This window comes from Aeromonas eucrenophila (genome assembly GCF_000819865.1).
Classification (GTDB): Bacteria; Pseudomonadota; Gammaproteobacteria; order Enterobacterales; family Aeromonadaceae; genus Aeromonas; species Aeromonas eucrenophila.
The window spans coordinates 77,330-104,128 of record NZ_CDDF01000011.1; the positions used below are offsets into that span (position 1 = coordinate 77,330).

23 protein-coding genes are annotated in these 26,799 nt (G+C 62.5%); 13 read left to right on the top strand and 10 right to left on the bottom strand.

Annotated elements, in window-relative coordinates; genetic code table 11:
• Nucleotides 1-153: 153 nt before the first annotated feature.
• Nucleotides 154-315: a hypothetical protein gene (locus tag BN1124_RS21275; protein ID WP_156128263.1), complete on the top strand. Its 162-nt coding sequence runs from the start codon at nt 154-156 to the stop codon at nt 313-315.
• A 103-nt stretch (nt 316-418) separates the two neighbouring features.
• Here BN1124_RS21275 and iadA read toward each other — a convergent pair whose 3' ends face one another.
• Nucleotides 419-1,549 (bottom strand): beta-aspartyl-peptidase, encoded by a 1,131-nt coding sequence (gene iadA / locus BN1124_RS10685; protein WP_042642337.1) that lies wholly within the window; start codon nt 1,547-1,549, stop codon nt 419-421.
• A 182-nt stretch (nt 1,550-1,731) separates the two neighbouring features.
• Here iadA and BN1124_RS10690 point away from each other — a divergent pair, with 182 nt between their 5' ends.
• Nucleotides 1,732-2,337: an acyl carrier protein phosphodiesterase gene (locus BN1124_RS10690; RefSeq protein ID WP_042641737.1), complete on the top strand. Its 606-nt coding sequence runs from the start codon at nt 1,732-1,734 to the stop codon at nt 2,335-2,337.
• Nucleotides 2,338-2,377: 40 nt separating this feature from the next.
• On the opposite strand, the gene BN1124_RS10695 is transcribed toward BN1124_RS10690, so the two are convergent.
• Both BN1124_RS10695 and arsC read right to left on the bottom strand, forming a co-directional pair.
• The gene (locus BN1124_RS10695) at nt 2,378-2,761 is read right to left on the bottom strand and encodes a DUF2069 domain-containing protein (RefSeq protein ID WP_042641739.1); all 384 of its coding nucleotides are present in this window, start codon (nt 2,759-2,761) and stop codon (nt 2,378-2,380) included.
• Complete coding sequence (gene arsC / locus BN1124_RS10700; RefSeq protein WP_042641741.1) at nt 2,758-3,108, bottom strand: arsenate reductase (glutaredoxin); 351 nt, start codon at nt 3,106-3,108, stop codon at nt 2,758-2,760. The genes BN1124_RS10695 and arsC overlap by 4 nt, the downstream gene beginning before the upstream one ends.
• Before the next feature lie 60 nt (nt 3,109-3,168).
• Between arsC and BN1124_RS10705 the strand changes: the two genes are divergently transcribed.
• On the top strand, nt 3,169-3,648 hold the full coding sequence (locus BN1124_RS10705; protein ID WP_042641743.1) for a TlpA disulfide reductase family protein: 480 nt from the start codon (nt 3,169-3,171) through the stop codon (nt 3,646-3,648).
• A gap of 127 nt (nt 3,649-3,775) precedes the next feature.
• On the opposite strand, the gene bepA is transcribed toward BN1124_RS10705, so the two are convergent.
• Complete coding sequence (gene bepA, locus BN1124_RS10710) at nt 3,776-5,230, bottom strand: beta-barrel assembly-enhancing protease (RefSeq protein WP_378052342.1); 1,455 nt, start codon at nt 5,228-5,230, stop codon at nt 3,776-3,778.
• Between the two features lie 128 nt (nt 5,231-5,358).
• On the opposite strand from bepA, the gene BN1124_RS10715 reads away from it, so the two are divergent.
• From BN1124_RS10715 to BN1124_RS10725, 3 genes are all read left to right on the top strand, one after another.
• Nucleotides 5,359-5,604: a sulfurtransferase TusA family protein gene (locus tag BN1124_RS10715; protein ID WP_042641747.1), complete on the top strand. Its 246-nt coding sequence runs from the start codon at nt 5,359-5,361 to the stop codon at nt 5,602-5,604.
• 87 nt (nt 5,605-5,691) lie between these two features.
• The gene (locus tag BN1124_RS10720) at nt 5,692-6,762 is read left to right on the top strand and encodes an AI-2E family transporter (protein ID WP_042641749.1); all 1,071 of its coding nucleotides are present in this window, start codon (nt 5,692-5,694) and stop codon (nt 6,760-6,762) included.
• 265 nt (nt 6,763-7,027) lie between these two features.
• Nucleotides 7,028-7,837, top strand: coding sequence for a MipA/OmpV family protein (locus BN1124_RS10725; protein WP_042641751.1), 810 nt, complete (start codon nt 7,028-7,030; stop codon nt 7,835-7,837).
• Nucleotides 7,838-7,933: 96 nt separating this feature from the next.
• Here the strand turns inward: BN1124_RS10725 and BN1124_RS10730 are convergent, their stop codons facing one another.
• The 6 genes from BN1124_RS10730 to yejK all read right to left on the bottom strand — a co-directional run bounded on the left by BN1124_RS10730 (nt 7,934) and on the right by yejK (nt 15,509).
• Complete coding sequence (locus tag BN1124_RS10730; protein WP_042641753.1) at nt 7,934-8,734, bottom strand: alpha/beta fold hydrolase; 801 nt, start codon at nt 8,732-8,734, stop codon at nt 7,934-7,936.
• Nucleotides 8,735-8,932: 198 nt separating this feature from the next.
• Nucleotides 8,933-10,069, bottom strand: coding sequence for an ABC transporter ATP-binding protein (locus tag BN1124_RS10735; RefSeq protein ID WP_042641755.1), 1,137 nt, complete (start codon nt 10,067-10,069; stop codon nt 8,933-8,935).
• A 174-nt stretch (nt 10,070-10,243) separates the two neighbouring features.
• Nucleotides 10,244-11,134 (bottom strand): maltose ABC transporter permease MalG, encoded by an 891-nt coding sequence (gene malG / locus BN1124_RS10740; protein WP_042641757.1) that lies wholly within the window; start codon nt 11,132-11,134, stop codon nt 10,244-10,246.
• A gap of 12 nt (nt 11,135-11,146) precedes the next feature.
• Nucleotides 11,147-12,799 carry a maltose ABC transporter permease MalF gene (gene malF, locus BN1124_RS10745; protein ID WP_042641758.1) on the bottom strand — a complete coding sequence of 551 codons (1,653 nt, stop codon included), beginning with the start codon at nt 12,797-12,799 and terminating at the stop codon, nt 11,147-11,149.
• A gap of 71 nt (nt 12,800-12,870) precedes the next feature.
• Nucleotides 12,871-14,052, bottom strand: coding sequence for a maltose/maltodextrin ABC transporter substrate-binding protein MalE (gene malE, locus BN1124_RS10750; protein WP_033131919.1), 1,182 nt, complete (start codon nt 14,050-14,052; stop codon nt 12,871-12,873).
• Nucleotides 14,053-14,447: 395 nt separating this feature from the next.
• The gene (gene yejK / locus BN1124_RS10755) at nt 14,448-15,509 is read right to left on the bottom strand and encodes a nucleoid-associated protein YejK (RefSeq protein ID WP_042641761.1); all 1,062 of its coding nucleotides are present in this window, start codon (nt 15,507-15,509) and stop codon (nt 14,448-14,450) included.
• Between the two features lie 73 nt (nt 15,510-15,582).
• Here yejK and BN1124_RS10760 point away from each other — a divergent pair, with 73 nt between their 5' ends.
• From BN1124_RS10760 to BN1124_RS10790, 7 genes are all read left to right on the top strand, one after another.
• A complete protein-coding gene (locus BN1124_RS10760) occupies nt 15,583-15,810 on the top strand; it encodes a YejL family protein (RefSeq protein ID WP_011705556.1) in 228 nt (75 codons plus the stop codon).
• Between the two features lie 43 nt (nt 15,811-15,853).
• Nucleotides 15,854-17,701, top strand: coding sequence for a DUF3413 domain-containing protein (locus BN1124_RS10765; protein ID WP_042641765.1), 1,848 nt, complete (start codon nt 15,854-15,856; stop codon nt 17,699-17,701).
• A gap of 282 nt (nt 17,702-17,983) precedes the next feature.
• The gene (locus tag BN1124_RS10770; protein ID WP_042641767.1) at nt 17,984-20,149 is read left to right on the top strand and encodes a TonB-dependent hemoglobin/transferrin/lactoferrin family receptor; all 2,166 of its coding nucleotides are present in this window, start codon (nt 17,984-17,986) and stop codon (nt 20,147-20,149) included.
• Nucleotides 20,149-22,188: a prolyl oligopeptidase family serine peptidase gene (locus BN1124_RS10775; RefSeq protein WP_042641769.1), complete on the top strand. Its 2,040-nt coding sequence runs from the start codon at nt 20,149-20,151 to the stop codon at nt 22,186-22,188. Before BN1124_RS10770 ends, BN1124_RS10775 begins: the two co-directional genes overlap by 1 nt.
• Before the next feature lie 35 nt (nt 22,189-22,223).
• Entirely contained in the window at nt 22,224-24,638 is a 2,415-nt protein-coding gene (locus BN1124_RS10780; RefSeq protein WP_042641771.1) for a proprotein convertase P-domain-containing protein, read from the top strand.
• 65 nt (nt 24,639-24,703) lie between these two features.
• Complete coding sequence (locus BN1124_RS10785) at nt 24,704-26,074, top strand: Lcl domain-containing protein (RefSeq protein WP_042641773.1); 1,371 nt, start codon at nt 24,704-24,706, stop codon at nt 26,072-26,074.
• Nucleotides 26,071-26,628 carry an Lcl C-terminal domain-containing protein gene (locus tag BN1124_RS10790; protein ID WP_042641774.1) on the top strand — a complete coding sequence of 186 codons (558 nt, stop codon included), beginning with the start codon at nt 26,071-26,073 and terminating at the stop codon, nt 26,626-26,628. The genes BN1124_RS10785 and BN1124_RS10790 overlap by 4 nt, the downstream gene beginning before the upstream one ends.
• The last annotated feature ends 171 nt before the right edge of the window (nt 26,629-26,799 follow it).

A 26,799-nucleotide genomic window follows, 5' to 3' on the forward strand; every position in this document is an offset into this window, starting at 1 on the left:
AGCGCTGGTGACACGCCCCTGCTCCCCGAGGAAGCATTGCGTTTCTTCAGTGACTTGCTGCATAACTACGGGATGAAGACAGTATTATCCTCACGCGCCCAGTACAGCGGCTGAACGAGTGCAGTGGTCTCATCATCCCGGACACCGTTTTAGGTGCCACCGTTACCTAAGGTGTTCAATGGCAAAACAACGCCGCTCATTCACTGCCGAGTTCAAGCTGGAAGTGGCATCCAGATGGTGCCGGTGGCCATCGTCTCGGGCTTTATCCTGAGCCTGCTCGGCCCCATCCTGATCCTGGGCTTCCTGGCCATCTAAGCATCACCACTCAGACAAAGAAGCCCGACCTTGAGGTCGGGCTTCTTCGTGTCGGGATATCACCCTCTTTGTACTACCGAACCATTCTCAGCCACTGCTGGCCTCAAGCCCGCCACTGCCCCCCACTCATCACCCGCGTGATGGCGAGGGTATCGGGATCGACCAGCAGCAGATCCGCATCCTGACCCACCCCTATGCTCCCCTTGCCAGCGAGACCAAGCGCCCGGGCTGGATTAGCCGTCACCACCGACAGCGCTGTCTCCAGCGCCACTCCCTTGGCGCAGGCCTGCACCAGCTCCTGCCACAGGCTCCCGATCTGGCCGCAGCGCATCTCGATCAATCGCCCCTCGGCATCGAAGCGCGGCAGGCTGGCATTGGCATCCGAGCTGAAGCTGATGCGATCAGCGGGCACCCCGGCGGCCAGCAGATCCACCAGTGCATCGGCGGCCAGCCGTTCGCCATCCTCCAGCAAGTCGGGGAAGCTCGAGGTGGTGAGATCGACCCAGCCCCCCGCCTTGCCCCAATGGATGGCCTCGGCGAACAACCAGGGGTTGCGGTTGCAGTGGGTGGGATAGAGCTGGCGCAATGGGATATCGGTCTCATCGCGCAGGGCTCGCAGCGGCGCCAGCGCCCCGCGGCCATCCCCCAGGTGGAAGAAGCTGACCCCGCTCTTGCCCGAGAGCAGGCCGGCCACCCGCGCCTCGCTCACCAACCGGGCCAGCTCGTGGTGAGTCGGCGCGCTGGATCTGTGATCGCTGATGGCGACCTCCCCCACCCCCAAGACCTCGGGGATCAAGATGATGTCCGACTCCACCGTGCCGGTGAGGGTCTTGACCGGCAGGTGATAGGAGCCGGTGTACATGAAGGCGCTCACCCCGGCGGCGCGAAATTCGCGCACCTTGCCGAGCACCTGGGCCGGCGAGCGGGTCAGGCTGTCGGTACCGAGCGCCGCTACCAGGGTGGTGACCCCCGCCTTGAGGGCCTCCTCGGCGGCGAGCTCGGGGGTGCGAAAGGCGAAACCGCCCTCCCCGCCGCCGCCGGTGATATGGGCGAGGGGGTCCACCAGACCGGGCACCAGATAGCGGCCGCGACCGTCCACCCGCGTCAGCGGCCAGCCGTCGGGCACGGTCAACCCCTTGCCTATCCAGGCGATGCGGCCATCGGCCACCAGCAGATCCTGCTGCCCCAGGTAGGCTGGGCAGTAGAGTTCGGCACCCTCGATCAGGGTCAACATCATGGTTATTCCTCGCAATCCGGTTAATGGCACCAAAGAGACGGCTGCCCCCATTAATCCACCATTGGCGCCTCAGTGAAAGCTTTTCATGAATAGCGTGCGAGCTCGATCGCCATAGGCAAAGGCGGCCGGATCCGCTAGGCTCAGCAGCAATTCTCCCTTGCTGGTCCTCATCCACCTTCATGAACTACCTGGCTCACCTGCATCTGGCCGCCCATACCCAGAGCTCCCTCACCGGCAACCTGCTAGGGGACTTCGTCAAGGGGCCGCTGCCGAGCGCCCTGGGCCCCGCCTTCGACGAGGGGATCTGGCTGCACCGCAAGATAGACGCCTTCACCGACGCCCATCCCGAGCACAGGGCCGCCGTCGCCCGCTTCGAGCAGCCCTGGCGCCGCTTTGGCGGCATCCTGGTGGACATGCTCTACGACCACTGGCTCAGCCTGCATTGGCAGCAGTTTGCCGAGCCTTCCCTTCCGCACTTCCTGCGCGAGAGCTATGGCCGCTTGCTGGCAGACGACGCCTCCTTGCCGGAGGGGTTACCCCTGCCCCTCAAGCGGATGGCGGAGCAGGACTGGATCGCCTCCTATCGAAGCCGGGAGGGACTGACCCGGGCCCTCAACGGCATAGGCCATCGGCTGCGCCGCCCGCTCCCGCTGGGAGAGGCGCTCGCAACCCTGGACGCGCCGGCATGGCAGGCAAGCGAACGGGGCTTTCTGCGCTTCTACCCCGAGCTGATGGCCTTCAGCGAGCGGCAGCTGGCCGAGCGGCGCCAGCCCCCTGCCCCATAAAAAAACGCCCCTCGGGGCGTCTTGTCAGGATAGGCCTGGCTTATTGCGCCTCGCCCTTCTTCTTGCGAATGCTGAGCCCCAGCTCACGGCCGCGCAGGCGGGCGTAATAGATGGTGCCGACGAAGGCGAGGGTAGTGAACACCAACTCCACCACCGCCAGCCACCGCTCACCCTCATCCGTTGTGATCAGGGTCAGGGCGTGCAGGAAATAGGGCATCAGCACGAAGTTGCCCCAGGCGTGGGTGTAGGGGTTGCCCTGCACTATGCCCTTGAGGGGGAACAGCAGCGGCACCGTCCAGATCACCGGCAACAGCCAGGGATTGAGATCCGGGTGGGGGGAGAGCCACAGGTGCCACAGCATGACCCAGACCAGCAGGCCGAAGAAGCCGACCAGGGTCAGCAGACGGGCGAAGCGGGTGCTCACTTGAGGATCTCCAGTACCAGCTCGGGCGGACGACCGATGCGGGCCTGGCCGTTCTTGATGACGATGGGGCGCTCGATGAGCTTGGGGTGCTGGTGCATGGCGGCGATCAGCGCATCACCCGCTTGCTCGGCCAATCCCAGCTCCTTGTAGAGATCCTCCTTGGTGCGCATCAGCTGGCGCGGATCGCTAAAGCCGAGCTGGTTCAGCAGGGTGCGGATCTGCGCCTCGCTCGGCGCCTGTTCCAGATAGAGCACCACCTCGGGGGCGATCCCCTGCTGCTCCAGCAGGGCCAGGGTCTCACGGCTCTTGGAACAACGTGGATTGTGGTAAATTTGGGTCTCGCTCATGGTAACTCCCTGATTGCTCGCAAGATGGGGCAAGAAATGGCGCTATTGTAGGGGAAACCGATGCGCAGGGTAAGCAGGAGGGGAATGGAAATGAAACGAATTTGTTGGCTGATTGTGGCCAGCCTGCTGGGGGGCTGCACCCCGGCTCCCAGTTTTACCGACGCCGCGGGCCAGTCGGTCAGCCTGAGCGATTTTGCCAGCAAGCCGCTGCTGGTGAACTACTTCGCGCCTTGGTGCGCCCCCTGCCTGCGGGAGATGCCGCTGCTGGCGGCGCTGCACCGGGAAGGCCAGATTGGGGTACTCGCCATCAACTACGATCCCGCCTCCCCCGCCGAGCTGACCGCCCTGGCGCGCCAGTATCAGATCGCCGTGCCGCTGATGATCCCCGATGATGAAACCCGCCTCCCCTTCCCCAGACCGACGGTGCTGCCCACCAGCTACCTGCTGGATGGTGAGGGCAAGTTGCGGGAGACCCTGGTAGGAGAGCTCGATGCGCAGAAACTGGCGGATCTCAAGGCCAGACTGACGGCGCCACAATAGCGCAAGCTGCTACATAGGCATCATTTAACGCCATCTAGCTCTATAGAACACTTCTAGACCAGCATATGAATCCAAAAAAACAAGACGGGGCGCCTCTCGGCACCCCGTCTCGTCGCTGATAGGCGAGTTAGCCCTTCAGGCTGTCCAGATCCTTCTTCGCACGCTCCAGCTGGGTGATCCGTGCCTCGATGCGGGCCAGGGTCAGCTTGTCGCTGGTGGTGCCGCGCGCGACGATCAGCTCGTCGATGGCCGCCTGGTAGTCACCGCGCAGGGAAAGGGTCTCCGCCCGCGCCATGTGCAGATCCGTCATCCGGCCGGCCTTGCGATAGGCATCCGCAAGCAGACTCCAGGCCAGGCTGTTCTCTTCATGCTCGCGGGCATAAGGGTCCAGGATGGCGATGGACTTCTTGTAGTTGCCCCCCTCCAGATAGGCGTTGCCGAGGTTGACCACCACCACCTCGTTGTCCGGCATGCGGATGCGGAAGCGCTCCAGCCGGGAGATGGCCTGGGCGTTGCGTCCCTTGGCGAGATCGATGTCGGTCATGCCGTCGAGCATGAACAAGTCTTCCGGATGGCGCGCCGTCAGCTCCTGCATCAGCTTGTCCGCCTCGTCGGTGCGTTTGAGCTGCAGCAGGACCAGCGCCTTGCCGTAGAGGGCGGCGTCTTTGAGGGGATAGTCCCCCTTCTGCAAGCGGCTATCGAAGTAGGTGAGCAGCGCCTGCGGGTTCTCGGTGCCGTAGCGCACCTGGATGCGCACCTTGGCCAGCCAGAAATCGAGGCTGGGGGGCAGAGTCCGCTGGCCGTAGCTGCTGGCACGGGCGCGGGCTTCGCTGATCCGGGTCTCGGGCAGGGGGTGAGTGAGCAGCATCTCGGGCGGCTTGCTGGCGTAGCGATACTCCGCCGCCAGCTTCTGGAAGAAGTTCGCCATACCCATGGGATCGAAGCCGGCGTCATAGAGCGTCTTCATGCCGATCCGATCCGCTTCGTATTCGTTGTCACGGGTGTAGTTGATGGCCGACTGCATGGACAAGCCCAGCGTGGTCTGCAGGGCGGCGATGCCGGCGGTGGGGTTGATCACCGCCAGCGCGATGGAGCCCACCAGCCCCGCCAGGGTCATGGCCGAGCTGCTGGCCTGCGCCTCCATGTAACGGGCGATGTGGCGCTGAGTCACGTGGGTGATTTCGTGGGCCAGTACCGAGGCCAGCTCGCTCTCGCTGTCGGCGTAGAGGAACAGGCCCGTGTGCACCTTGACCCGCCCGCCGAGGAAGGCGGCCGCGTTGATGCTGGGATCGTTGATGAGGAAGAAGGTAAAGGGGAAACGCACGCCGTCGGCGTTGGTGAGCAGTCGCTGACCCAGATCGTCGATGTACTCGCTGAGCACGGGATCGTCGATGATGGGCAGACCGGCCCGCGCAAACCGCATGAAGGCATTGCCATAGCGCACCTCCTGCTCGATGGGCAGGGCCGCGACCCCGGCGGTGCCGATGTCGGGCAGCTGATTACTCGCCTGGGCATGAAAGGTGGCGCTCATCAGAGAGATCAGCAAAGGAAATGATGCCATCAAGGGGGAAAAGCGTGCCACGTTATCTCTAGCTCCATCAGAAAGTGCTCGGGCAGAATACCCTTGCCCATCAAGGCCCACAAGCGTTGTTTCACGGTGCCATCACGGCCATAATGACGGTCATCACGCACCATGGAACCCTTCCTTGTATGGAACCCCAATGGGAACAGCTCGACCTGACCCCCTGGCGTTGTCCCGAGCCCCTGATCCGGCTCAAACTCTGGCTGCGCGGCGCCCAACGAGGTCAATCCCTGCTCATTCTACTGGGGGATGCCGGTTCCAGACAGGACATTCCGGCCTGGTTGCGCCGTCAGGGTCATCAGGTGTTGCCGTTGCAGGAGTCAGATGGCCGTCTCGCCTTGCGGATCGTCGTCGGGGCCGGGCCCTCACCCTGACGCCCATGCCAGCCATCTCCCTTGCAGTCCGTCGTCGGGGCCCTGTCATTGCGATGGACATGACCCCAGTAATCTAAGGAAGCCTCGATGTTAGAAGTATTGAAGCGCTGGTATCAGACCCGTTTTTCCGATCCCGATGCCGTCACCCTGTTCCTGCTGCTGGTATTTTGCTTCGCCGTGCTCTGGCTGTTCGGCGATCTGCTGGCGCCACTGCTGGTGGCGCTGGTGATGGCCTATCTGCTGGAATGGCCGGTCAGCCGGCTGCAACGGGCCGGGCTCTCCCGCACCCTGGCAACCAGCCTGATCTTGCTGCTGTTCATCGCGCTCACCACCATGGCCTTCCTCGGGCTGATCCCGACCCTGGTGAATCAGGGCATCAACCTGGCCAAGGAGGCGCCCTCCATGCTCAACCATGCCCAGGACTACGTGCGCACCCTGCCGGAGAAGTACCCCGAGATCATCGACGTCAGCCTGGTCGAGACCATCATAGACAACATCCGCCAGCGTATCCTGACCGGGGGTGAACAACTGGTGAGCGCCTCCCTGAGCTCCCTGATCAACGTGGTCGCCATCCTCATCTACGTCATCCTGGTGCCGCTGATGGTGTTCTTCATGCTCAAGGATAAGACGGTATTGATGGGGGGCCTGCGCCGCTTCCTGCCGCGCAACCGCACCCTGGTCAACCGGGTCTGGGTGGAGATGAACGACCAGATCATCAACTACATCCGCGGCAAGGTGATCGAGATCCTGATCGTCGGCATCGCCACCTACATTCCCTTCGCGTTGATGGGGCTGCGCTACTCTGTACTGCTGGCGGTGGCGGTCGGTTTCTCGGTGCTGGTGCCCTACATCGGCTTCGTCGCCATCAGCGTGCCCGTCGCCATGGTCGCCCTGTTCCAGTGGGGGCTGACCCCCGACTTCGCCTGGTTGATGGTGGCCTATCTGATCATTCAGGCGCTGGACGGCAATCTGCTGGTGCCCGTGCTGTTCTCGGAGGCGGTCAACCTGCACCCGGTCGCCATCATCATCGCCGTGCTGGTGTTTGGCGGCCTGTGGGGGTTCTGGGGCGTCTTCTTCGCCATTCCCCTGGCGACCCTGGTCAAGGCGGTGCTCAACGCCTGGCCCAAGCGGGATGAACAGCCCCGCCCCACGGCTTGATGGGGATAAACGGGATGAGCCGCCTCATCCCGCGGCTTGCTGCTGATGTAAATGAGAGGCTCCGGCCTCTCTTTTCTTATCCATCTGGCCAGGGCGAGATGGCAAACAGAGTCACTTAGCGCCAACCTTCCACCAAGGTGCAGAAAGAAAGGGCACAACCTTGCTATCGACTTGAATTTAAAATAAAAACAAGCTTCACTGACTGCATCATCAGCACTACTCTATGCCCCCCCAGCTCCGGCCCCTGATCAATAAGGATGTGTCCATGCCCCCTCTTCGTGCCTTGCGCCATGCGCCCCTCGGCTGCCTGCTGGCTCTGCTACTCGCCCCCACCGCCCGGGCCGAGATCGATCTAGGCTCCCTCGACGTCTTCGTGCAGGACAGTCCCACCAGTCCGGTCCCCAAGGGGCTGGTGCTGGGCGGTGCCGCCATCGGCGGGGATGCGCGCTACCAGGGCCAGGACAACACCGCCCTGGTGGTGCCAGGCGCCGTCTACTTCGGCGATCAGTTCATGTTCCTCGGGGACAGGGCCCGCTACTACTTCCACAAGGACGACAACTTTGCCGCCTACGGCTATGGCCGGGTCCGCTTCGGCAACCTGGATCCCGACGATGCCCCTGAGCTCGCGGGCATGGAAGAGCGTGAATGGGAGCTCGAAGGGGGCATAGGCGCCAGTCTCATCACCCCCTACGCCCTGCTCAGCACCCGCCTCAGCACGGACGTGACCGGCACCAGCAACGGCCAGGAGCTGCTGCTGTGGGCCGACTTCCCCATCATTCGCGACAAGCTGCTCATCATGCCCGGCATGGGGGTGATGATCCGCAGCGACAAGATGGCGAACTACTACTTCGGCGGTGTCTCGGGCGCTGAGGCCACCGCCCAGCGCGCCGAGTGGGACACCGGCACCACCCTCTCCCCCATGGCAGCCATCATCACCAGCTACCGCTTCAGCCCCCACTGGATCGGCATGTTTGCCGCCAACTACGAGCTGTATGACAACGACATCGCCAACAGCCCCATAGTCCAGCACGATGGGGAGCTCTACGCCGGTTTCGGGATAGGCTATATCTGGTAACCGGATAGACCGATAACAGGAAACACCACCAACAAGAAGGGAGCCCAAGGCTCCCTTCTTTGTTATCCATTGGCGACTAGCACTGATTGCCCGGCCTTATAGTCCGGCCAGAAACTCTGTCAGCGCCTGATTGACGAAGGCCGGGTTCTCCAGGGTCGAGATATGGCCCGCCGCCGGGATCTCCTTGAAGGGACAAGCCAGCGTCTCGGCCATCAGGTAACCCTCCAGCACCGGGCGCGCCTTGTCCTCGCAGCCGGTCATCACCAGGCTCGGCACCGTGATCTCCTCCAGCCACTCCATCCGGTCTTCTCGGCTCACGAAGCTGCGCCCCACCGCCACCAGGCTCGCCACCTTGTCTGCGGGCCAGCTGGCCAGCCGCGCCTTGAAGCCTTCCATCAGCGCCTCATCTGGCTGATGGGCGAAGAACAGCGGTGCCACCTGCTCTATGATGGGCGCGGGGATGCTGCCGACCTGCTCGATGGCGCCGAGCATGGCGAGATAACGCTCGCAGGGGATCTGGGGCTCCCAGCCGACGAAGCTGTCCATCAGCACCAGTCCCTTGAGGCGCTCAGGCGCGGCCCTTGCCAGCTCGACCCCCCACATGCCGCCGATGGAGAGACCCACCAGCGCGAAGTCGTCGACGCCGAGGGCATCGAGCAGGGCCAGATGATCCCTGGCCAGGGTCCCCAGGGTGCAGGGGCCCGCGGGCAAGACGTCGGAATCACCGTGGCCCCACAGCTCGGGCACTATGCAGCGATATTGCCCCTTGAGCGCGGCAACCTGCGGCGCCCACATGGCGCTGTCCCACAGATAGCTGTGACCAAACAGCAGGACCGGGCCCTGACCCTCGTCCAGGTAGGCCAGTTGACGACCCGCTATCTCCATCATTTTCTTCATGTTTGCTCCTGTTGCCGGCAAAGGGGGCGGCAGTGTAGCACGAGCGCCCCGCCCCTGACTCCCCGGCGGCGTCCTGCGACGCCATATGCGCTCAGGGTCTACCCAGACCCAGCGTCCGCACCCCGAATGCCGGGCAATAAAAAGCCGGTCTTGCGACCGGCAAAAAGGCATTGAATAGGACGAAAAACCGTTGCGCCATCAGGCGCGAATATATTTGGCCGTGCGCGGGAAGGCTTGCTCCTTGGCATCGAACAGGTAGCAGGCCTCGGCCGGAATGCCGACGCTGTACTGCTGACCGGTGGCCACATCGATATCGGAGTGCGCCTTGACGGTGAAGTCGTGGCCATTCACATCCATATAGACGAAGGACTCGGCGCCCAGATGCTCTGCTACCTGCACGATCCCGCTCACCTTGCTGTGGGCATGGGGATGATCCAGGGTCACCAGGTGCTCGGGACGAATGCCCAGCTCCACCTTGTCGCCGACGGCACCGCGACGGGCATCGACCCGTACCCGCACCATGTCGCCGGAGGTAAGCTTGACCAGGCATTCCTGCTCCCCGATCTCCTGCAGCTCGCCCGCCAGGAAGTTCATCTTGGGGGAGCCGATGAAGCCCGCCACAAACTTGTTGTCCGGGTTGTGATAGAGCTCGAGCGGCGTGCCGAACTGTTCCAGGTTGGACTCGGCATCTCCCTTGAGCGGGCTCAGCACCACGATGCGGTTGGCCAGAGTCATGGCTTCCACCTGATCGTGGGTCACGTAGATGATGGTGGAGTTGAGCTCCTTGTGCAGCTTGGCGATCTCGATGCGCATCTTGACCCGCAGCGCGGCATCCAGGTTCGACAAGGGTTCGTCAAACAGAAACACCTGGGGCTGCTGGACGATGGAACGACCGATGGCGACCCGCTGGCGTTGGCCGCCGGAGAGTGCCTTGGGCTTGCGATCCAGCAGGGGCTCCAGGCCGAGAATATCGGCGGCACGCATCACCCGCTTGTGGATGTTCTCCTTGTCCATCTTCTTGAGCTTGAGGCCGAAGGCCATGTTCTCGTAGATGTTCATGTGCGGGTAGAGGGCGTAGGACTGGAACACCATGCCCACGTTGCGCTCCACCGGCGGCACGTCGTTCATGTAACGGCCGCCGATGGTCAGCTCGCCGCTGGTGATGTCTTCCAGACCCGCGATCATCCGCAGCAGGGTGGACTTGCCGCAACCGGACGGGCCGACGAAGACGATGAACTCGCCCTCCTTGATGGCCAGGTTGATGTTACGCAGGGTGTCCTTGTGGACCGCCGGATCGTAGTTCTTGCGAACGTTGTTGAGTACTACTTCAGCCATGACGAGCTCCGCTCTTGAATCTTTGCAAATCGTGATAGCGGGGGGAGAGGACTCCCCCGGCCATAAACATTAACCCTTGACGCCGCCCGCAGTCAGGCCACCAACCAGCCAGCCCTGCGATAGACCAGCAGGAAGACCTTGGTGCTGGCAGCGTGGCGCATGCCGCCAGCTCACTTAACCTTTCACACCACCGGCGGTCAGGCCACCAACCAGCCAGCGCTGCGCCATCAGGAAGACGACGGTGATGGGCAGGCCCGACAGCACGGCGGCGGCCGCGAAGTCGCCCCACAGATAGTTCTGCGGATAGAGGTATTGCTGGGCGCCGACCGCCAGGGTCAGGCTGTTCACATCCGAGAGCAGGATGGAGGCCACGGGCACCTCGGTGATGGAGCCGATAAAGGCCAGGATGAACACCACCGCCAGGATGGGCACCGACAGGGGCAACAGGATCAGGCGGAACGCCTGCCAGGGAGTCGCACCGTCGATGGCCGCCGCCTCTTCCAGGGAGGAGTCGATGGTCTCGAAGTAGCCCTTGATGGTCCAGACGTGCAACGCGATGCCGCCCATGTAGGCCAGGATCAGGCCGCCGTGGGTGTTCAGGCCCAGCCAGGGGATGTAGTCCCCGATCTTGTTAAAGAGCGCATAGATGGCCACCAGTGCCAGCACCGCCGGGAACATCTGGAAGATCAGCATCCCCTGCAAGATGGTCTGCTTGCCGCGGAAACGCAGACGGGCAAACGCATAGGCACAGGTGGTGGAGAGCACCACTATCATCAGGGCGGTGATGCCCGCGATCTTGATGGAGTTCCACAGCCAGGTCAGCACCGGGAACGGCGGCGGCGTGATGCTGCCATCGGCGTTGGTGATGGACATGCCAAGGGCCAGCTTCCAGTGATCCAGGGTCGGATCGGAGGGGATGATTTCCCCCACCGAGAAGTTGCCGTTACGGAACGAGATGGCGATGACCATGATCACCGGGAAGATGATCAGTGCGAGGAAGCCCCACATGACCAGGTGGGTTGCCCACACCCGGTATTTGACTGATTTGGGTTGTACGATAGCCATTTTAGAGCCTCCTTACAGCTTGTCCGCTTTGGACAATTTCAGGTTGAGCAGTGCGAGCGCGCCGACGATCAGGAAGATGGCGGTGGCGATGGCACTGGCCAGACCGTAGTCCTGACCACCCGAGCCCTGGAATGCGATCCGGTAGGTGTAGTTCACCAGCAGATCCGTGGTCCCGGCCGGGGTACTGGCCCCTATGATGTCCGGTGCCCCGTTGGTCAACAACTGGATGAGTACGAAGTTGTTGAAGTTGAAGGCAAAGGATGCGATCAGCAGCGGGGTGAGCGGCTTCATCAAGAGCGGTACCGTGATCTTGAAGAAGTTCTGCACCGGACCCGCGCCGTCCATGGCGGACGCCTCATAGAGATCTTCCGGGATGGCTTTGAGCAGGCCCATGCAGAGGATCATCATGTAGGGGTAGCCGAGCCAAGTGTTGACGATGAGGATCATCATTTTGGCCAGGAAGGGGGTGGTGTACCAGTCCGGTTTGATGCCGAACGCCGCTTCCAGGAACAGGTTGATCTCACCGAAGTTCTGGTTGAACAAGCCCTTGAACACCAGGATGGAGATGAACGCCGGTATGGCATAGGGCAGGATCAGCATGACCCGGTAGAAACCGCGCCCCCTGACCTGATCCCACTGCACCAGACAGGCCATCACTGTGCCGATGGCCAGGGTGAAGAACACGGAGCAGGCGGAGAAGATCACGGTCCAGACGAAGATCTGCATGAAGGGACCCTGGATACCCGGGTCTGTCATGATGCGGACGAAGTTCTTCCAGCCCACGCTCACCACGAAACCGGGGGCCATGCCCTTGCCGACGAACTCGCCGTTGGCATCGATGTACTGGTAGAAGCCGGTGTCCGGGTTTGGCAGCATCAGCTCGCCGCTCTGGTTGTCGCGCAGCAGGTTGCTGTCCTTGATCATGACCCCAGACTTCTGCAGAACAACTCCATCCGTCAGCTGGGTATAGAGGGGCTTTTGCGCCGCAAACTTGCGCAGGCTGCTCATGGTCAGGTGAATACTGCCATCTGGCAGCACCAGATCCAGGGCGTTGAGATGAGTGCGATGATCGACGATGGCGCGAATGGGTGCCGCCTGGCCGATGGCTTCCCCGTTCAGGGGTTGCAACTGAACAACCTGCGCCTCGTCATGGACCTTGCCCTCACGGACGGCCAGGGTACGCGCCTTGTTGTTCATCAGATGAAGAGGTTGGCTGATGAAGGACTGATCGTCCTGTTGCAGCAACAGCTGGAACTGATTGTTCTCGCCGCCCAGCAGGGTGAAGTCGAACTCACCACCCGCCACCTTGTAAATCTTTTTCAGATGGAATTCCCGCGCCTGCTCGAGGGAGAGCAAGTTGGATCCCGAATAGTTGGTGAAGGCGATGCCGATCGTGTAGGCGAGAGGGAAGATGATGAACACCACCATGCCAGCCACACCGGGGAAAATATAGCGGTGGGCATAGGTCTTCTTGTTCATGAAGACATACAGACCGACGGAAACCACCACCAGATCGAGCAGGGCGAACACCCATTCACCGCTGGCGTACATCATCACGGCAGCATAGCCGTTGAGGATGGCGACCAGGGCAGCGAGGGTCCACTTAAGCCAGGTGTGCTTATCCTTCGGACCGGCATAGGATTCGATAGAAGGTACTACTTCCATGCCAATTAACCTTTATTACGCCAAGAGAGATTTGAGAGAGTGGGAGGCCCGAAGGCCTCCCTGGTGCATGCTTACTGAACGATACGCTTGGCAGCGGTATCCAGGGCTTCGTCAACGCTCTGACGGCCGGAGGTGACGTTCTTGAGGGCTGTTTCGAAGGAAGACCAGAAACGGCTCATCTCAGGCACGGACGGCATCGGCTCGCCATTCTGGGCGTTTTGCATGGTGGCCTTGATGTTGGCGTCGGATTCCAGGGTCTTCTGGAAGGACTTCAACGCCACGGCGCCCAGCGGTTTGTCGGCGTTCACCGGTGCCAAACCAGCATCGGTCAGCAGATAGTTCTCGAGGAACTCGACAGCCAGATCCTTGTTCGGGCTGGCGGCGTTGATGGTCGCGCCCAGCACGCCAACGAAGGCCTTGGCCGGCTTGCCATTCAGAGTCGGCAGCGGGGCTACGCCGTACTTGATGCCGCTCTTGTCCAGGTTGCTCCAGGCCCAGGGACCGTTGATCATCATGGCCACTTCGCCCTTGTTGAACTTGGCATCCATGACACCGTAGTCGATGCCCTTCTCCAGGTGACCGGACTTGATCATCTCGGAGATGTAGCCGACGCCGGCCTTGGCACCTGCGTTGTTCACGCCGGTGTCTTTCACGTCATAACCGGTAGCGGTCTTCTTGAAGGCATAACCACCGTTGGCAGCCACCAGCGGGTAGCTGAAGTAAGGGGTGTCATAGGCCCACATGATGGCGCGCTTGCCATTTTTCTTCAGATCTTCGTCGATCTTGGCGATCTCTTCGAAGGTCTTCGGCGGGTTCGGCAGCAGATCCTTGTTGTAAATCAGGCTCACGGCTTCCACCGCAACCGGGTAGCCGTAGGTCTTGCCATCGACGGTCATGGCATCCCAGGCGAACTGCTCAAACTTGGCCTTGGTGGCGGCGTTCGGAGCGACCGGCACCAGCAGACCGGCCTTGACCCACTCACCGTAACGGTCGTGAGCCCAGAGGAAGATGTCCGGACCATTGCCGGTAGCGGCGGCTTGCTGGAATTTCACTTCAACCTGATCCGGGTGAGCGACGGTCACCTTGATGCCGGTTTCGGCTTCAAATTTCTTGCCTACTTCGGCCAGGCCGTTGTAGCCCTTGTCACCGTTGATCCAGATGGTCAGCTGACCTTCGTCAATGGCGGCGGTGGCTGAACAAGCCACACCCAGGGTAGCCAGACCGATCAGGGATGACAGCAATTTCTTTTTCATGAGCCTTTCCTTGTATGAGTTCCGCGCTGTAAGAGCATTGTGTGCGAGATGAATATTATCCCAAGCCGCCAATGCCTCACATGACACGCCTCGCATTTTTGAAATGCAATTACGTATTTTCTTCCAGAAAGTTCTGAAAACATTTTCTTATTTCAGCGACTTATCGGGATTTATCGCCATATTTTTGGATGAATATGGAAAAATTATTACCAAATAGAAATAAAATTACACCAATGAAAGGGCTTTCACCCCACTGAAAACCCTTTCACATCCATTATTTTGTTTAATGTGTTAACAAAGTACCGAGTCAATTTCGACGTGCGCCAACCCCTTAAATAAAAAGACACCGGGGCAAGCCCCGGTGTCTTTTTGCTAAAAGTGATGACTGGATCACATTATGACTGGCGTAGCAGCTGATCCTTGAGGTTCGGCGGTACCCCCCTGATGGTCAAAGTATCGGTCTGCGGGTCATAAAAGACGCGGCTGTTCAATAACTTCTGCTCGAAGCTCAGGGTCAGGCCGCCGCCGGAGCCGACGAACTTGGTCAGGCCGCGCAGGGTGGACCTGTCCGCCGGGAAGCGATCCTCGAGCTCATACTCCTGGCCGATGAAGCTGTAGAAGTCCAGATCGCCCTCCCCCGCTTCTTTTGCAGAGAGTTCGGCGGAGAGTTCCTTGATCTCGATCTCTTCACCGGCGCTGGCCTGCTCGGTGCAATATTTGAAGACCTGCTTCTTGTAATCATTGCGCTCGGCGGGCTCGAGTTGACGGCTGTCGCAATAATCGTCCACCGCCTGCAGCAGGCCCTTATTCTGCACCTTGGCATCCATGCCCTCGCGGGCACCCAGCAAGTCCATGAAGAAATCCCCCAGCTTGCGGCCGACGCGCCCCTTGCTGAAGGTGATATAACGGCGGGACTCCGGCTGGGTTTTCCATTCGGTCAGATCGATGCGGGCCACCAGGTTCAATTTGCCGATATCCAGATACTGGATATGACGCAATTCCAGCGCCTCGCTGACGGTGACGCTCTCCTTGCCTTCCAGCAGGGCGAGCATCAGGTAATCGACGCCGACATAGTTGTATTTGGCAAACAGCAGCACACCCTGCTCATCCAGGGCGTGATCCACCAGATTTTTCACCAACAACTCGGTCATGGCTACCGAGAAGGGAACGAAGTCGGTCTGCTCGCCGAGCAGTTGTTCGAGGGCGATGCGAAACGCGGGGGAAGGCTGTTTCGGGGCTTCCTCGCCGTCGACAAGTTCGGCAACGGCCGCCTCGGGGTCGGCAAAGAAACCAAACCCCTTGCCGCCCTTGCCGTTGTAGATGCGATGCAGTTCCGCCATCAACCCTTGTACCGCCTCGTCTGCGGGCAGGGTCTGGCTGCGGGTGTCGGCGTGGGGTTGACCATCGTGGCCAGGCCGCAGGGAGTGAAGAATGATCTTGTCGATATCGAGACTCATGTCACAAAGCCATAGTGTTAGCCGAAAGGGTGAAGTATTATAAGGCGCTTTGAACCGAGATGAACCCAAGATTATGCCCATCGTATCAAAGTACAATAACGAGCAGTTTGACGCCCTGATGAACGATCTGATCACCGCCCTCGAGAAACACAAGGCGCCGGTGGATCTCAGCCTGATGGTGCTTGGCAATCTGACCACCAATATCATCAACGGTATGGCCCCGGCGCAGCGTCAGGCGATCACCGAGAAGTACATCCAGGCGCTCACCGCCTCGGTGGATCATCGCCACGATGCTCACTGAGTTTCTTCGCATTCTTTGATGTTTTTCAAGCAGATGGATCACTATGGTCGAAACCGGCAACCCCTATCGTGATAATGTTTCTCGCCTGATCACCTGGGGGCATTGGTTCTCCTTCTTCAACATCATTCTGGCCATGCTGATCGCGACCCGTTATCTGGGCTCCATCAGCTGGCCATCGACCACGCTCGGCATCACCTATCTCATCATCAGCTGGATAGGTCATTTCTCGTTCCTGAGCTTCGTCACCTACCTGCTGACCGTCTTCCCCCTGAGCTTCGTGTTGCCCAAGGAGAGGTCGCTGCGCTTCATCTCAGCCCTCATTGCCACCCTGGCGCAGGTGCTGCTGCTCATCGACACCCAGGTATTCCAGCTGTTCAAGTTCCACCTGAACGGTCAGGTGTGGCAGCTGCTGTTGGATCAGGCCCAGACCGAGGAGGGCTCGATCTGGAGCATCATCTTCGTGGCGGTGCCCACCATCTTCCTGCTGCAGTTGCTGCTGTCGGCCTATGTGTGGCGCAAGATCAACAAGCGCAAACGGCGCCAGTACGGCAATCAGGTCGGACTGGCCCTGCTGGTCTGCTTCGTCCTGACCCACCTGGTCAACAGCTGGGCCGATGCGACCCTGTATCAACCCATCACCATGCAGCGCGCCAACTTCCCGCTCTCCTACCCCATGACCGCCAGAAGCTTCCTGGCCAAGCATGGCTGGCTGGATCTGGAGCAGTATGAGAAGCGAGCCGAGGATCAGGGCAGCGCCGAGAACCGGCTGATCTACCCGCTGCGCCCGCTGAGCGTGAGCGCGCCCGCTGAACACAAGAACCTGCTGGTGGTGGTGGTCGACTCCCTGCGCGCCGACATGCTCAACAACATCAACATGCCCAATCTGCAGCGTTACGCGGATCAACACCTCAATTTCCGAAACCACATGAGTGGCGGCAATGACGATGTGATGGGGATGTTCAGTCTCTTCTACGGGCTGCCAGGTCACTATTACGGCGACATCCGCACCGACAAGCGCCCGCCCGTGCTGTTCGACGAGATGCTGCGCCAGGACTACCAGTTCGGCCTGTTTGGGGCGCTGGAAGATGCCCAGCAATACCAGCAGAGCCTGCTCGCCGGCCTGCGCAAGCAGGTGTTTGTCTCCCAGCAGACAGATGACACCCGCCTCATCGGTGACTGGCAGCAGTGGCTCGCCAAACGTTCGGCGGACAGACCCTGGTTCTCCCTGGTCTACCTGTCGAGCCCCGGGGATTATCAGGTGCCTGCCAATGTGAAGGGCCCCTTCCAGCCGGAGCTGACCCGCTTCAACCCGGCCACCGCCTATAAGGCAGAGAACCTGCAGAAGCTGGAGAATCGCTACAAGAACACCGTGTTCTACACCGATCAGCTACTGGAGCAGATGCTGGAGCAGTTGCAGCAACAGGGGCTGAGCGAGCAGACCATAGTCGTCATCACCTCCAATCACGGCCAGGAGTTCAACGAAACTCAGAGCAACAGCTGGGGCTATGGCAGCAACTACTCCCCCTATCAGGTGCAGGTGCCGCTGGTTCTCGCCTGGCCAGGTGCCGAGAACAAGCCACAGCCCCAGGCGAGCAGCCACCTGGATCTGGTACCCACCCTGATGAAGGGCATGCTGGGGGTACGCAATCCGGTGCGCGACTACAGCATCGGCCGCAGCCTGTTTGACGACAGCCCCCGTGGCTGGTTGCTGGCGGGGGATCAGAACGATTTCGCCATCTATCAGGGCAACACCATCACCCACTTCAACAAGCAGGGTGACTTCGAGCTGCTGGATCGCGAGAGCTATCGTCCCATCAAGCACGGCACCCCTGACATGGGGGCCATGATCCAGGTGATGAACGAGCTCAACCGCTTCTATCGCGCCCCGTAACGGCTCGATCAAGTCCCTTAAAGCCCGCCGCTCTGGCGGGCTTTTTATTGCCTGAAGACTCGCTCAAGGACTGAAACCGCCTCCGCACTCACCTCCATCTTTCCCCTGCTTCGCCCCTCCTATTCACAAACGTATCGCTTCCACTAATGATTTATCAGTCAAAAAAGTCAGTCTGATCAAGATCATAAAAACAAAATGATAATGATTATCAGTCGTTGAACTGAAAGGATTCATCTGCAATAATCCGCGCCCTTCAGGCTTAAATAATAATCATTATCAACAATGAAAACACCATTGCACTACTGGCCCATGCTGCTGTCCGGTACAGCCTTGGCCGCCAGCGATCCCGCGAGGATCGACTCAACCGAGATGAACCCCGAGCTCAAGGCGCGCGAGACCATAGTGGTCAAGGGCCAGCGTATAGAGCAGAAGTTGTCCGACGTGTCGGGCTCCATCACCGTCATCACCGAGGAGGACCTGGATCGCCAGGTCGCCACCGAACTCACCGACGTGTTCAAGAATGAGCCCGGTGTCTCGGTGACCGGCTCCGCCGGCCGGCCGCAGAACATCATCATTCGCGGCATGGGCGGCAATCGGGTGCTGATCATCAAAGACGGGGTGCGGGTCAGCGATGGCTTCGGTGCCGACGATCTCAACGACAAGGTGGGCCGCTTCAGCTTCGATCTGGACGACGTCAAGCAGATCGAAGTCGCCAAGGGCGCCGGCTCCTCCCTCCATGGCTCGGACGCCATCGGCGGCACCATCGTCATCAGCACCAAGCAACCGGAAGACTACCTGCAGGGTCAGGATGCCTATCTGAGCAGCAAGGTGCTGCAAGATGGCAGCAGCGACAAGCAGAAGCTGAGCGCCACCGGCGCCGCCCGGGTAATGGATACCGAGCACCTGCTGCGCCTCTCCGGCTGGCAGGGGCACGAGACCGCCAACTATGACGAGAGCCGCATCCCGGCGGATCTGGACGGGCTGAGCGCGTCCACCAGCTCCCGCTTCGATCTCAACGAGCACCACCTGCTGCGCCTCGAGCTCGACTACTTCGAAGACAATGCCCAGCGGGATCAGGGACCGCGCGAGGTGCCCCAGCCCGACGGCAAGTGGCAGGTACGCCAGTACCGGGAAGACGCCTCCCAGAAGACCCAGGGCGGCAAACTGAGCTGGGAGGCGCGCGACCTCGATACTCTGCTGGCCGACAGCTTCACCTGGAGTGCCTATGGCAACCACTCCAAGAACACCGCCAACAAGCGCAGTCTGCTGCAAAACGACCTGCTGAGCGGCTATCCCCGCTATCGCAGCGAGCGGGAGCTCGCCACCTTCACCGAAGACAGGCTCGGCACCGAGCTGGGTGTGCGCCGTGATCTGACCACAGGTGACATTGCCCACAAGCTGAGCTACGGCCTGGAGCTGGAGCGCACCACCCACGAGCGGCCGGTGGAGAAGCTGAGCCTGGAGGCCGGCGTGCCCCAGCCCCAGCAATCCGCCCCCTTCAGCCGGGCCCGCACCGACAGGGCCGGCGTCTGGCTGAGCGACGTGGCGACCCTGGGCCGGTGGCAGTTCACCCCGACCCTGCGCATGGATCACCAGTGGCTGCAGCCGCTCGATGGCAGCAACGGCGAAAACCACAGCTGGCACATCTCCCCGAGCCTGGCCACCAGTTATCGCTTCAACGAGGAGTGGCGCAGCTGGCTCAGCTACGCCAACGGCTTCCGTGCCCCCTCCTATGACAAGGTGTACGGCAACATACCCCACTACTTCGCCCTGCCGCCGTTCGAGATCATCGCCAACACCGAGTTGCAGGAGGAGACCAGCCACAGCTTCGAGTGGGGATTGAGTGGTGAGGGGCAGAACTGGAGCATCAAACCGGCCCTGTTCTACAACCGCTACTACAACTTCATCGACTGGCGTGAGGTGGGCCTGCGCCTGCGCGACGGCGTCATACTGCGCCAGTACCGCAACGTGGCCAAGGCCGAGACCTGGGGGGCAGAAGTCGCCGCCAGCTACTGGCTGACCCAGGAATGGGAAGTCGCCACCAAGCTCGGCTGGGTCGACGGGGAAGACAGCCAGGGCGAAGCCCTGCGCACCCTCACCCCGCTGGAGGGCAACACCCGCCTGAGCTATCAGGCCAACGACTGGAGCTTCGGGGTGCAGGCGGACTACGCCGCCGCCATGAACCGGGTGCCCACCTGTGGCAACAGCCTGACCGGCAGCCAGGGCGACTGCCTCAAGAGCGCCGGCTGGTTCAGCATAGCCCTGACCGCCGACTGGCTGGCCACCGATGCCCTCAAGCTCAACGTCAAGCTCGATAACCTGTTCGACACCCGCTACACCCGCTATCAGGATGTGGCCGGGCTGGAAGCCGGTACCGACGCCGGACTCTTCACCCAGAGCGGTCGCACCCTGAGTGCCAGCCTGCGCTACACCTTCGTGGGGATCTGATGCAAACACTGCTGATCCTGGCCAGCCTGCTGGCCACCCCGGCGCCCGCCTCTGTCCATGAAGTGACTCAGGCAGCGGCGCCCCTTATCCCCGAGCGCCCCTTGGTGATGAAAGGCGAAATAGCCCGCTTCGACACCTATGGTGGCTGGCGCGACGACAGCCGCAGCGCCCCCGCGTTGCTGACCCTGCTGCGCGAGCAGAACCGCTGGACCGAGCAACAGCTCGCCGGCCAGCAGCCTCTCTCAGAGAAATTGCAATCCGAGTGGCAGCACAGGGAGCGGGGCGAGCCCATGCCCGTCGAGTGGCTGAGCCAGGCCGGCAGCCAGTGGCGCATGAGCGCCGATGGCAGCCTGTGGCAGCGCTCGGGCGAGCAGGCAGAGCCCCGCCAGCGGCTGGCTCCGCGCCAGAGCGGCGATGGTTACTACGAACTCGCCGCCTGGTCCCTGCACCCGAACGGGCGCTGGCTGGCCCTGGCCGAGGACAGCCGTGGCGATAGAGACTACCGCATCACCCTGCTGGATCTGACGAGCGGCGAGACCCTGGCCACCCTGCCCCATAGGGCCAGCGATCTGCTCTGGAGCCTGGACGGCAAGACCCTCTACACGGTCGCCAACGAGCGCAACACCCTGCGTCCCTGGCAGCTCTGGGCCTGGCAAGACGGCAAAGAAACCATGGTGCATCAGGAGGCGGACGCCGCCTGGCTGCTCAGCCTCTATCGCACCACGGACAAGCGCCACCTGATCCTGCAGAGCAACAACCACGACAGCTCGGAGCAATACCTGCTGGACGATGGCAAGGCGACCCTCGTCAAGGCGCGCCAGCCCGGAGTCGAATACTACCTCGACACCCTGGCCGAGCGGGTGCTGATCAAGAGCAACCGGGATGGAGAGCTCGGTCTCTACCAGGCAACCAGCCTGGCCGAGGTGGGCAGCCAACCCTGGCGGCCACTCTGGTCCGGGCAGGATCGCAGCCTCGAGAAGTGGCGCCTGTTTGCCGCTCATACCGTGCTGCAATACCGCAAGGAAGGGGACGACTGGCTCGACGTGCTGGATGCCGACGGCAAGCTGACCCACAGCCTGCCGCTGACCGAGGGAGCCGGCACGGCCTGGATCCAGGGCGCCCAGGATCCCGAGAGCAAGCGGGTGCTCATTCGCCGTCAGGGCATGGCCGAGGCCCCGCACCAGCGCTGGCTGGATCTGGCCTCGGGCGCCTGGCTGACCGGCGATGAGCCAACCCAGGCCTCTCCCTATCAGAGCGAGCGGCGCTGGGTGGTCGGCAAGGACGGGGTCAGGGTGCCGGTCTCCCTGGTGTGGCGCAAAGACATCATCACACCCAAGGCGCTGCTGCTCTATGGCTATGGCGCCTACGGCACCCCCATGCGCCCCTACTACCAGTCCCAGGTGCTGAGCCTGCTGGATCGCGGCTTCGTCTACGCCATCGCCCACGTACGGGGGGGCGGCATGCTGGGGGAAACCTGGTATCTGGATGGCCGTGGCCAGAATAAGCAGCACAGCGTGGACGACTTCCTGGCGGTGGCAGACAGCCTCGCCCGGGATCCCGCCATCGATCCCGCCCGGTTGTTTGCCATGGGCGGCAGCGCCGGCGGCCTGCTGGTGGCGGCGACCCTCAACCAGGCGCCGACCCGCTTCGCCGGCGCCGTGTTGCAGGTGCCCTTCGTCGACATGCTCGGCACCATGATGGATCCCGAGCTGCCGCTCACCCGCCAGGAGTATGCGGAGTGGGGCAACCCAGCGAACGCCGCCGATTATGCTGCCATGCGCCGACTCAGCCCCTATGACAACCTGCATGCCGCCCCCTACCCACCACTTTATGTGACGGCAGGGCTCCATGACAGTCAGGTCCCCTACTGGGAGCCGCTCAAGTGGATAGCCCGCCTGCGGGCCCACAGCACGGGCAAGGGCCCTTACTTGCTCCGGACCGAGCTCGATGGCGGTCACCTCGCCAACCCCCGTACGGCGCAGCTGCGCGCGGCCCAGGAGTATGCCTTCCTGCTCACCCTCGCCGGGGTGAACCACTGATGCCACGCCTCATCTTTTTTGCTTTGGAGTCACCTATGAAACCCTCATCCCTGGCCCTCTGGCTGGCGGCGACCCTGCTCGCCCAGCCCCTGCAGGCCGCCGAGCTGCTGTATGTCGATGCGCCGCCGCTCACCACCACGCCCCAAGCCTGGCTGGAGCAGCGCCTCGGCGTGACCCTCGTCCCCGACTACGACAGGGTCAGCCTGCTCGGCCACCACCATAGCTTCCATCAGCTGGTGAACGGCCTGCCGGTGGCGACCACCCAGGCCGCCGTCAGCATCGATCCAGCCGGCAAGCCCTGGCGCCTCTATCACAACCTGCGCCCGCTCCAGAGCACCGAACCCGGCTGCGACCCCGCCACCAGCCTGGATCCCCTGCTCACCAGCCTGCGTGATGCGGGTGCCGAGATAGATACGCTGGGGCCGGTCGAGGCCTGGTACTGGCGCGATGGCGAGACTCTGGTGCCAGCCCTGCGCCAGCGGGTGCGCGAGCACAAGGACGGCAACGCCAAGGCCGCCTACCAGCAGCTGTTTGCCAGCTGTGACGGCAGCCAGGAGCTCGGCCGCTGGATGGACGCCGCCACCACGGCGGCCCCCTTCATCCCCGATGCGGGGGATCAGTCCGTACTGGCCCGGGTATTTGATCCGGATCCCCGCACCCAATTGCAGGATGCCAGCCTGGTCTGGCACGAATCCCTGGTGCTGGCAGACGCCGCCTATCAGGACAATGTGGCCCTGCCGGTCAGCCTGCAAGGCAGCGACTATGTGCTGAGCGGCCCCAATGCCCGGGTGGTGGATGCCATGGAGCCCGCCACGGCCCCCTACAGCACCGACAACCCCCAGGCATTTCGCCTGACCCGGGACGATGCCGGCTTTGCCGACATCAATGCCTACTACCACCTGGACTTGGCCCAACGGCACCTCAAGGCGCTCGGCTTCACCGACCTCATCCCCGGCGCCCTCGACATCGACACCGATGCGGGCTATCAGGACAACTCCCTCTACGATCCGTTCGAGCGCAGGCTGGAGCTGGGCCGCAGCGGCGTCCCCGATGCCGAGGATCCCATGGTGGTCTGGCATGAGTTCGGCCACGCGGTACAGCATCACATAGTGCCGGATCTCGGTGATGAGGCGGATTGGGGCGCCATCGGCGAGGGCTTTAGCGACTATCTCGCCGCCAGCCACCGCCAACGCAGCGAGGCCGGCCGCAACTTCGAGCCGGCCCTGGTGTTTAACTGGGATGCCCGCTTCACCGACCGGGCCCCGCGCCAGCTGGACGATCTGCGCGCTCGCTACCACCCGGACTACAACTACCCGGCCCACCGCACCGTCAACGGCAGCAACGGGGATCAGCTGTGGGGCACGCCGCTGTTCCAGGCCCTGCTGGCCTCGGTCGCCGAGTACGGTGAGGTGGCCAGGGACGAGTTCGATCGCCTGATCATCGAGTCCCACTTCGGCCTGGGCCCGGCCATCCGTATGCCGCAGCTGGCCCGCCTCACGGTGGACACCGCCGAGCGGCTCTATCCGGCGCGCCACTATGGCCGCCACCTGGAGCAGGCCTTCCGTCAGCACGGCCTGCTGCAGGCTCCGGTCAACCTGTCCCTGGCCGATGGCAGCGCCATCGAGCTGGGTCAACGCCAGTCCGTGGTGCTCACCCTGAGCAACCCGGGCAACACAGCGGTGACCCTGCACGATCTGACCCTGACCCTGCCGACCGGCCTGCAAGCCGACCCCTATCAGTGGCAGGCCAGCACCCTGGCGGCCGGCGCCAGCATGAGCACCACCCTGCGACTGCTGGCCCAGAGCCCCCTCACCTGCGGCGACGTGGCCGCCCTGCCCGTCAACCTGACCCTGACCGGTGCCAGCCCGAGCGAGCGCCAATGGCAACAGTCCCTGAGCCTGCCCATCGGCACCCCCGTCATCAGCCGGGCCAACGGCCAGGCCCTGACCCTCAAGGATGCCCAAAGCACGGAGGAGAAGGGACTGAGTCAGACCAGCCTGGTGCTGGCGAAGAGCGATGCCCGGGTGAACGGCGAGCTACAACTGAGCCTGGACTTGCAACACGAGGCGCTGGACGAGCTGGAGATCTGGCTCAACTCCCCCTCCGGCACCCGGGTCCAGATCTGGGACAAGGGCTACAGCCCGCTGCCGCGCCTCAAGGGGGTCTTCCCGACCGAGTTGCAATCCGTGCAACCCCTGAGTCAGTTCATCGGTGAGCCGCTGGCCGGTCAGTGGACCCTGGAAGTGGTGGACAACGCCCCCGGCAAACAGGGTCGCCTGAACGGCTGGAGCATCAGTCAGCGCATCGGCGCCCAGTGTGGTGAGCCCATTGCCCTGCCGGATGACGGCATCATCCACTTCAACACCTCGGACAGCAGCGGCGGTGGCAGCCTCAACCTGCTCTGGTTGCTGCCGCTGGCCTTCTGGCGCCGTCTGGTGCGTCGCGGCTAAGACCCCTCGATGGGATCAATGACTCAAAAACAGCGAGGGGCCCAGGGCCCCTCCAAGGACAATAAATGAAGATGAGAATGACCCCGCTGGCCTGTTTGCTGGCCCCCCTGCTCACCGCCTGTGGTGGCGGCAGCACGGATGAGGCGCCGCTGGCGGCGCCGGATTATCGCCTGACGGTCAATTTGCCCCAGGCGGGCACCCTGTGCGTCAACCTCAACCAGAACGACAGCTGCGACCCCGGCGAACCCGAGGCCAGTGGCGCCGCCGGTGCCCGTCAGCTGAGCGGCAACTCCCCCGCCTTGCTGACCAGCCCCTTGCTGTTCATTCCAAGGGATCCGGCCGCCCTGACCCTGACCCACCCGGCGGCGCGCCTGGATGGGCAGAGCCTCACCCCCACCCCCTTGAGCAGCCTGTTGCAGACCCGCATCGGCGACGGTATCCCGCCGGCCCAGGCGCTGGCCGACCTGCTGCTGGCCCTGGCCCCGCTCCAGCCTGGCCAGGATCTCGCTGCCCTCGCTCAGCTGACCGCCTTCAACCAGGCCCTCGGTGAGCTGGCGCTGGCCAGCCTCGATGACACCAGCATACTGCCAGGGCTCTCTGCCGATGAGCGCCGACGCCAGATCTGGCAGGGCCTGGTCACCCTGCTGCCCGAGCTCGGCCAGCACTTTGCCAACAGCCCCGAGCTGCAGAGCCTGCAGGCCAGACTCACCACCGTCTTACTGCAACAGCAGCCAAGAGCCCTGATCACCGCCAGCGGTGTCACCACTTACAGCGACGGGGTGGACTACCTGCTGACCAGCGAACCCGCAGATCACCCGGGCCAGGACGCCAGTCTCAATCAGTCCCCCTTGCGCTATCGCAAGCTCGACAACCAGGGGCAGCCACTGCCGGACAGCGCGACTCAGTGGGACTGCGTGGAGGATCTCAACACAGGTCTTATCTGGGAGAAGAAGCTGGATGACCCGGACAGCCCGCGGGATCTGCACCGAGCCTTCGCCTGGGAGTTTGGCAACTACCACCCCTTGCAGGAGGAGCTGGATTACGCCTGCCCGGCCGGCGAGGCCATCTGCACCACCGAGCAATACCGCCAGTGGCTCAACAGCCAGCAACTGTGCGGCATCCAGACTTGGCGCCTGCCCCAGGCCCAGGAGCTGATGAGCCTGCAGCATTTTGGCTCCCTCAGTCAGCAGGATGGCCAGATAGCGACCCTGGATGTGCGCTACTTCCCCGATCTGGGCACCGGGTTCAATGGCTTCGATGGCTATTACTGGAGTCAGACCCTGACCCCGTCCCGTCGCCTCGAGAGCGCACCGCTCAGCGTCATTGCCCCGCTCTTCTGGGGTGAGGATGCCGGCAGCGATTACCCGACCCCCGTACAAACCCCTGACGACACCAATGCCCTGCAACTGCGCCTGGTGGCCGAGGTAACCCGATGAACAAGTTTATCCTGACCCTGCTGCTCGGTCTGTGCAGCCCGCTGGCACTGGCCATCGCCATCTGCGACGACAACATGCCCAGAACCAGCCCCAGCTCCCGTTTCCTCGATCACGGCAACGGCACGGTAACGGACCGGGCCTCCGGCCTCACCTGGATGCGCTGCCAGCTGGGCCAGACCTGGCAAAATAACAGCTGCCGTGGCGAGCCTACCCGCCTCTACTGGCAACAGGCGCTGCTGACCGCCGAGCGGATCCGCACCGAGCCCAATCACGCCCTCCATGGCTTCGGCGGCCACCAGGACTGGCGCCTGCCCACCATCAAGGAGCTGACCAGCATCCTGGAGTCCGCCTGCTACAAGCCGGCATTGAACGAGACCATCTTCCCCCGCGCCATGGCCGGTGACGGGAAAGAGGTGAACGATGGCTACGTCTATCTCTGGTCCGCCACCCCCTTCCCGGCGGGCAAGACGGTGGCCTATCTCGACATCACCAGTGGCTCCGTCGGTCTGCGGGCCCCCAGCGCCTGGGCCAAGCAGGTGTTGCTGGTGCGTTGAGGCTCTGGGTGGGGGTCTCATGACCCCTACCCTGTTGCCTGTTTGTGAGGCAAGCCGTCAAAAAAGCATCAAATTACGTCATTGTGTGCCGGTAACGGCAGGTTTTGCGCCCCGCAGCGCTGGCATGAAAACGGCAGAGCGGTTAGTCTAGCGGCGTTGAAGCAATCCCAT

Excerpts from the sequence above, each read along its gene's own strand:
- iadA (WP_042642337.1), bottom strand. The coding sequence starts at position 1,549 with ATGTTGACCCTGATCGAGGGTGCCGAACTCTACTGCCCAGCCTACCTG.
- BN1124_RS10690 (WP_042641737.1), top strand. The coding sequence starts at position 1,732 with ATGAACTACCTGGCTCACCTGCATCTGGCCGCCCATACCCAGAGCTCC.
- arsC (WP_042641741.1), bottom strand. The coding sequence starts at position 3,108 with ATGAGCGAGACCCAAATTTACCACAATCCACGTTGTTCCAAGAGCCGT.
- BN1124_RS10705 (WP_042641743.1), top strand. The coding sequence starts at position 3,169 with ATGCGCAGGGTAAGCAGGAGGGGAATGGAAATGAAACGAATTTGTTGG.
- BN1124_RS10715 (WP_042641747.1), top strand. The coding sequence starts at position 5,359 with ATGGAACCCCAATGGGAACAGCTCGACCTGACCCCCTGGCGTTGTCCC.
- BN1124_RS10720 (WP_042641749.1), top strand. The coding sequence starts at position 5,692 with ATGTTAGAAGTATTGAAGCGCTGGTATCAGACCCGTTTTTCCGATCCC.
- BN1124_RS10725 (WP_042641751.1), top strand. The coding sequence starts at position 7,028 with ATGCCCCCTCTTCGTGCCTTGCGCCATGCGCCCCTCGGCTGCCTGCTG.
- BN1124_RS10730 (WP_042641753.1), bottom strand. The coding sequence starts at position 8,734 with ATGAAGAAAATGATGGAGATAGCGGGTCGTCAACTGGCCTACCTGGAC.
- BN1124_RS10735 (WP_042641755.1), bottom strand. The coding sequence starts at position 10,069 with ATGGCTGAAGTAGTACTCAACAACGTTCGCAAGAACTACGATCCGGCG.
- malG (WP_042641757.1), bottom strand. The coding sequence starts at position 11,134 with ATGGCTATCGTACAACCCAAATCAGTCAAATACCGGGTGTGGGCAACC.
- malF (WP_042641758.1), bottom strand. The coding sequence starts at position 12,799 with ATGGAAGTAGTACCTTCTATCGAATCCTATGCCGGTCCGAAGGATAAG.
- malE (WP_033131919.1), bottom strand. The coding sequence starts at position 14,052 with ATGAAAAAGAAATTGCTGTCATCCCTGATCGGTCTGGCTACCCTGGGT.
- yejK (WP_042641761.1), bottom strand. The coding sequence starts at position 15,509 with ATGAGTCTCGATATCGACAAGATCATTCTTCACTCCCTGCGGCCTGGC.
- BN1124_RS10760 (WP_011705556.1), top strand. The coding sequence starts at position 15,583 with ATGCCCATCGTATCAAAGTACAATAACGAGCAGTTTGACGCCCTGATG.
- BN1124_RS10765 (WP_042641765.1), top strand. The coding sequence starts at position 15,854 with ATGGTCGAAACCGGCAACCCCTATCGTGATAATGTTTCTCGCCTGATC.
- BN1124_RS10770 (WP_042641767.1), top strand. The coding sequence starts at position 17,984 with ATGAAAACACCATTGCACTACTGGCCCATGCTGCTGTCCGGTACAGCC.
- BN1124_RS10775 (WP_042641769.1), top strand. The coding sequence starts at position 20,149 with ATGCAAACACTGCTGATCCTGGCCAGCCTGCTGGCCACCCCGGCGCCC.
- BN1124_RS10780 (WP_042641771.1), top strand. The coding sequence starts at position 22,224 with ATGAAACCCTCATCCCTGGCCCTCTGGCTGGCGGCGACCCTGCTCGCC.
- BN1124_RS10785 (WP_042641773.1), top strand. The coding sequence starts at position 24,704 with ATGAAGATGAGAATGACCCCGCTGGCCTGTTTGCTGGCCCCCCTGCTC.
- BN1124_RS10790 (WP_042641774.1), top strand. The coding sequence starts at position 26,071 with ATGAACAAGTTTATCCTGACCCTGCTGCTCGGTCTGTGCAGCCCGCTG.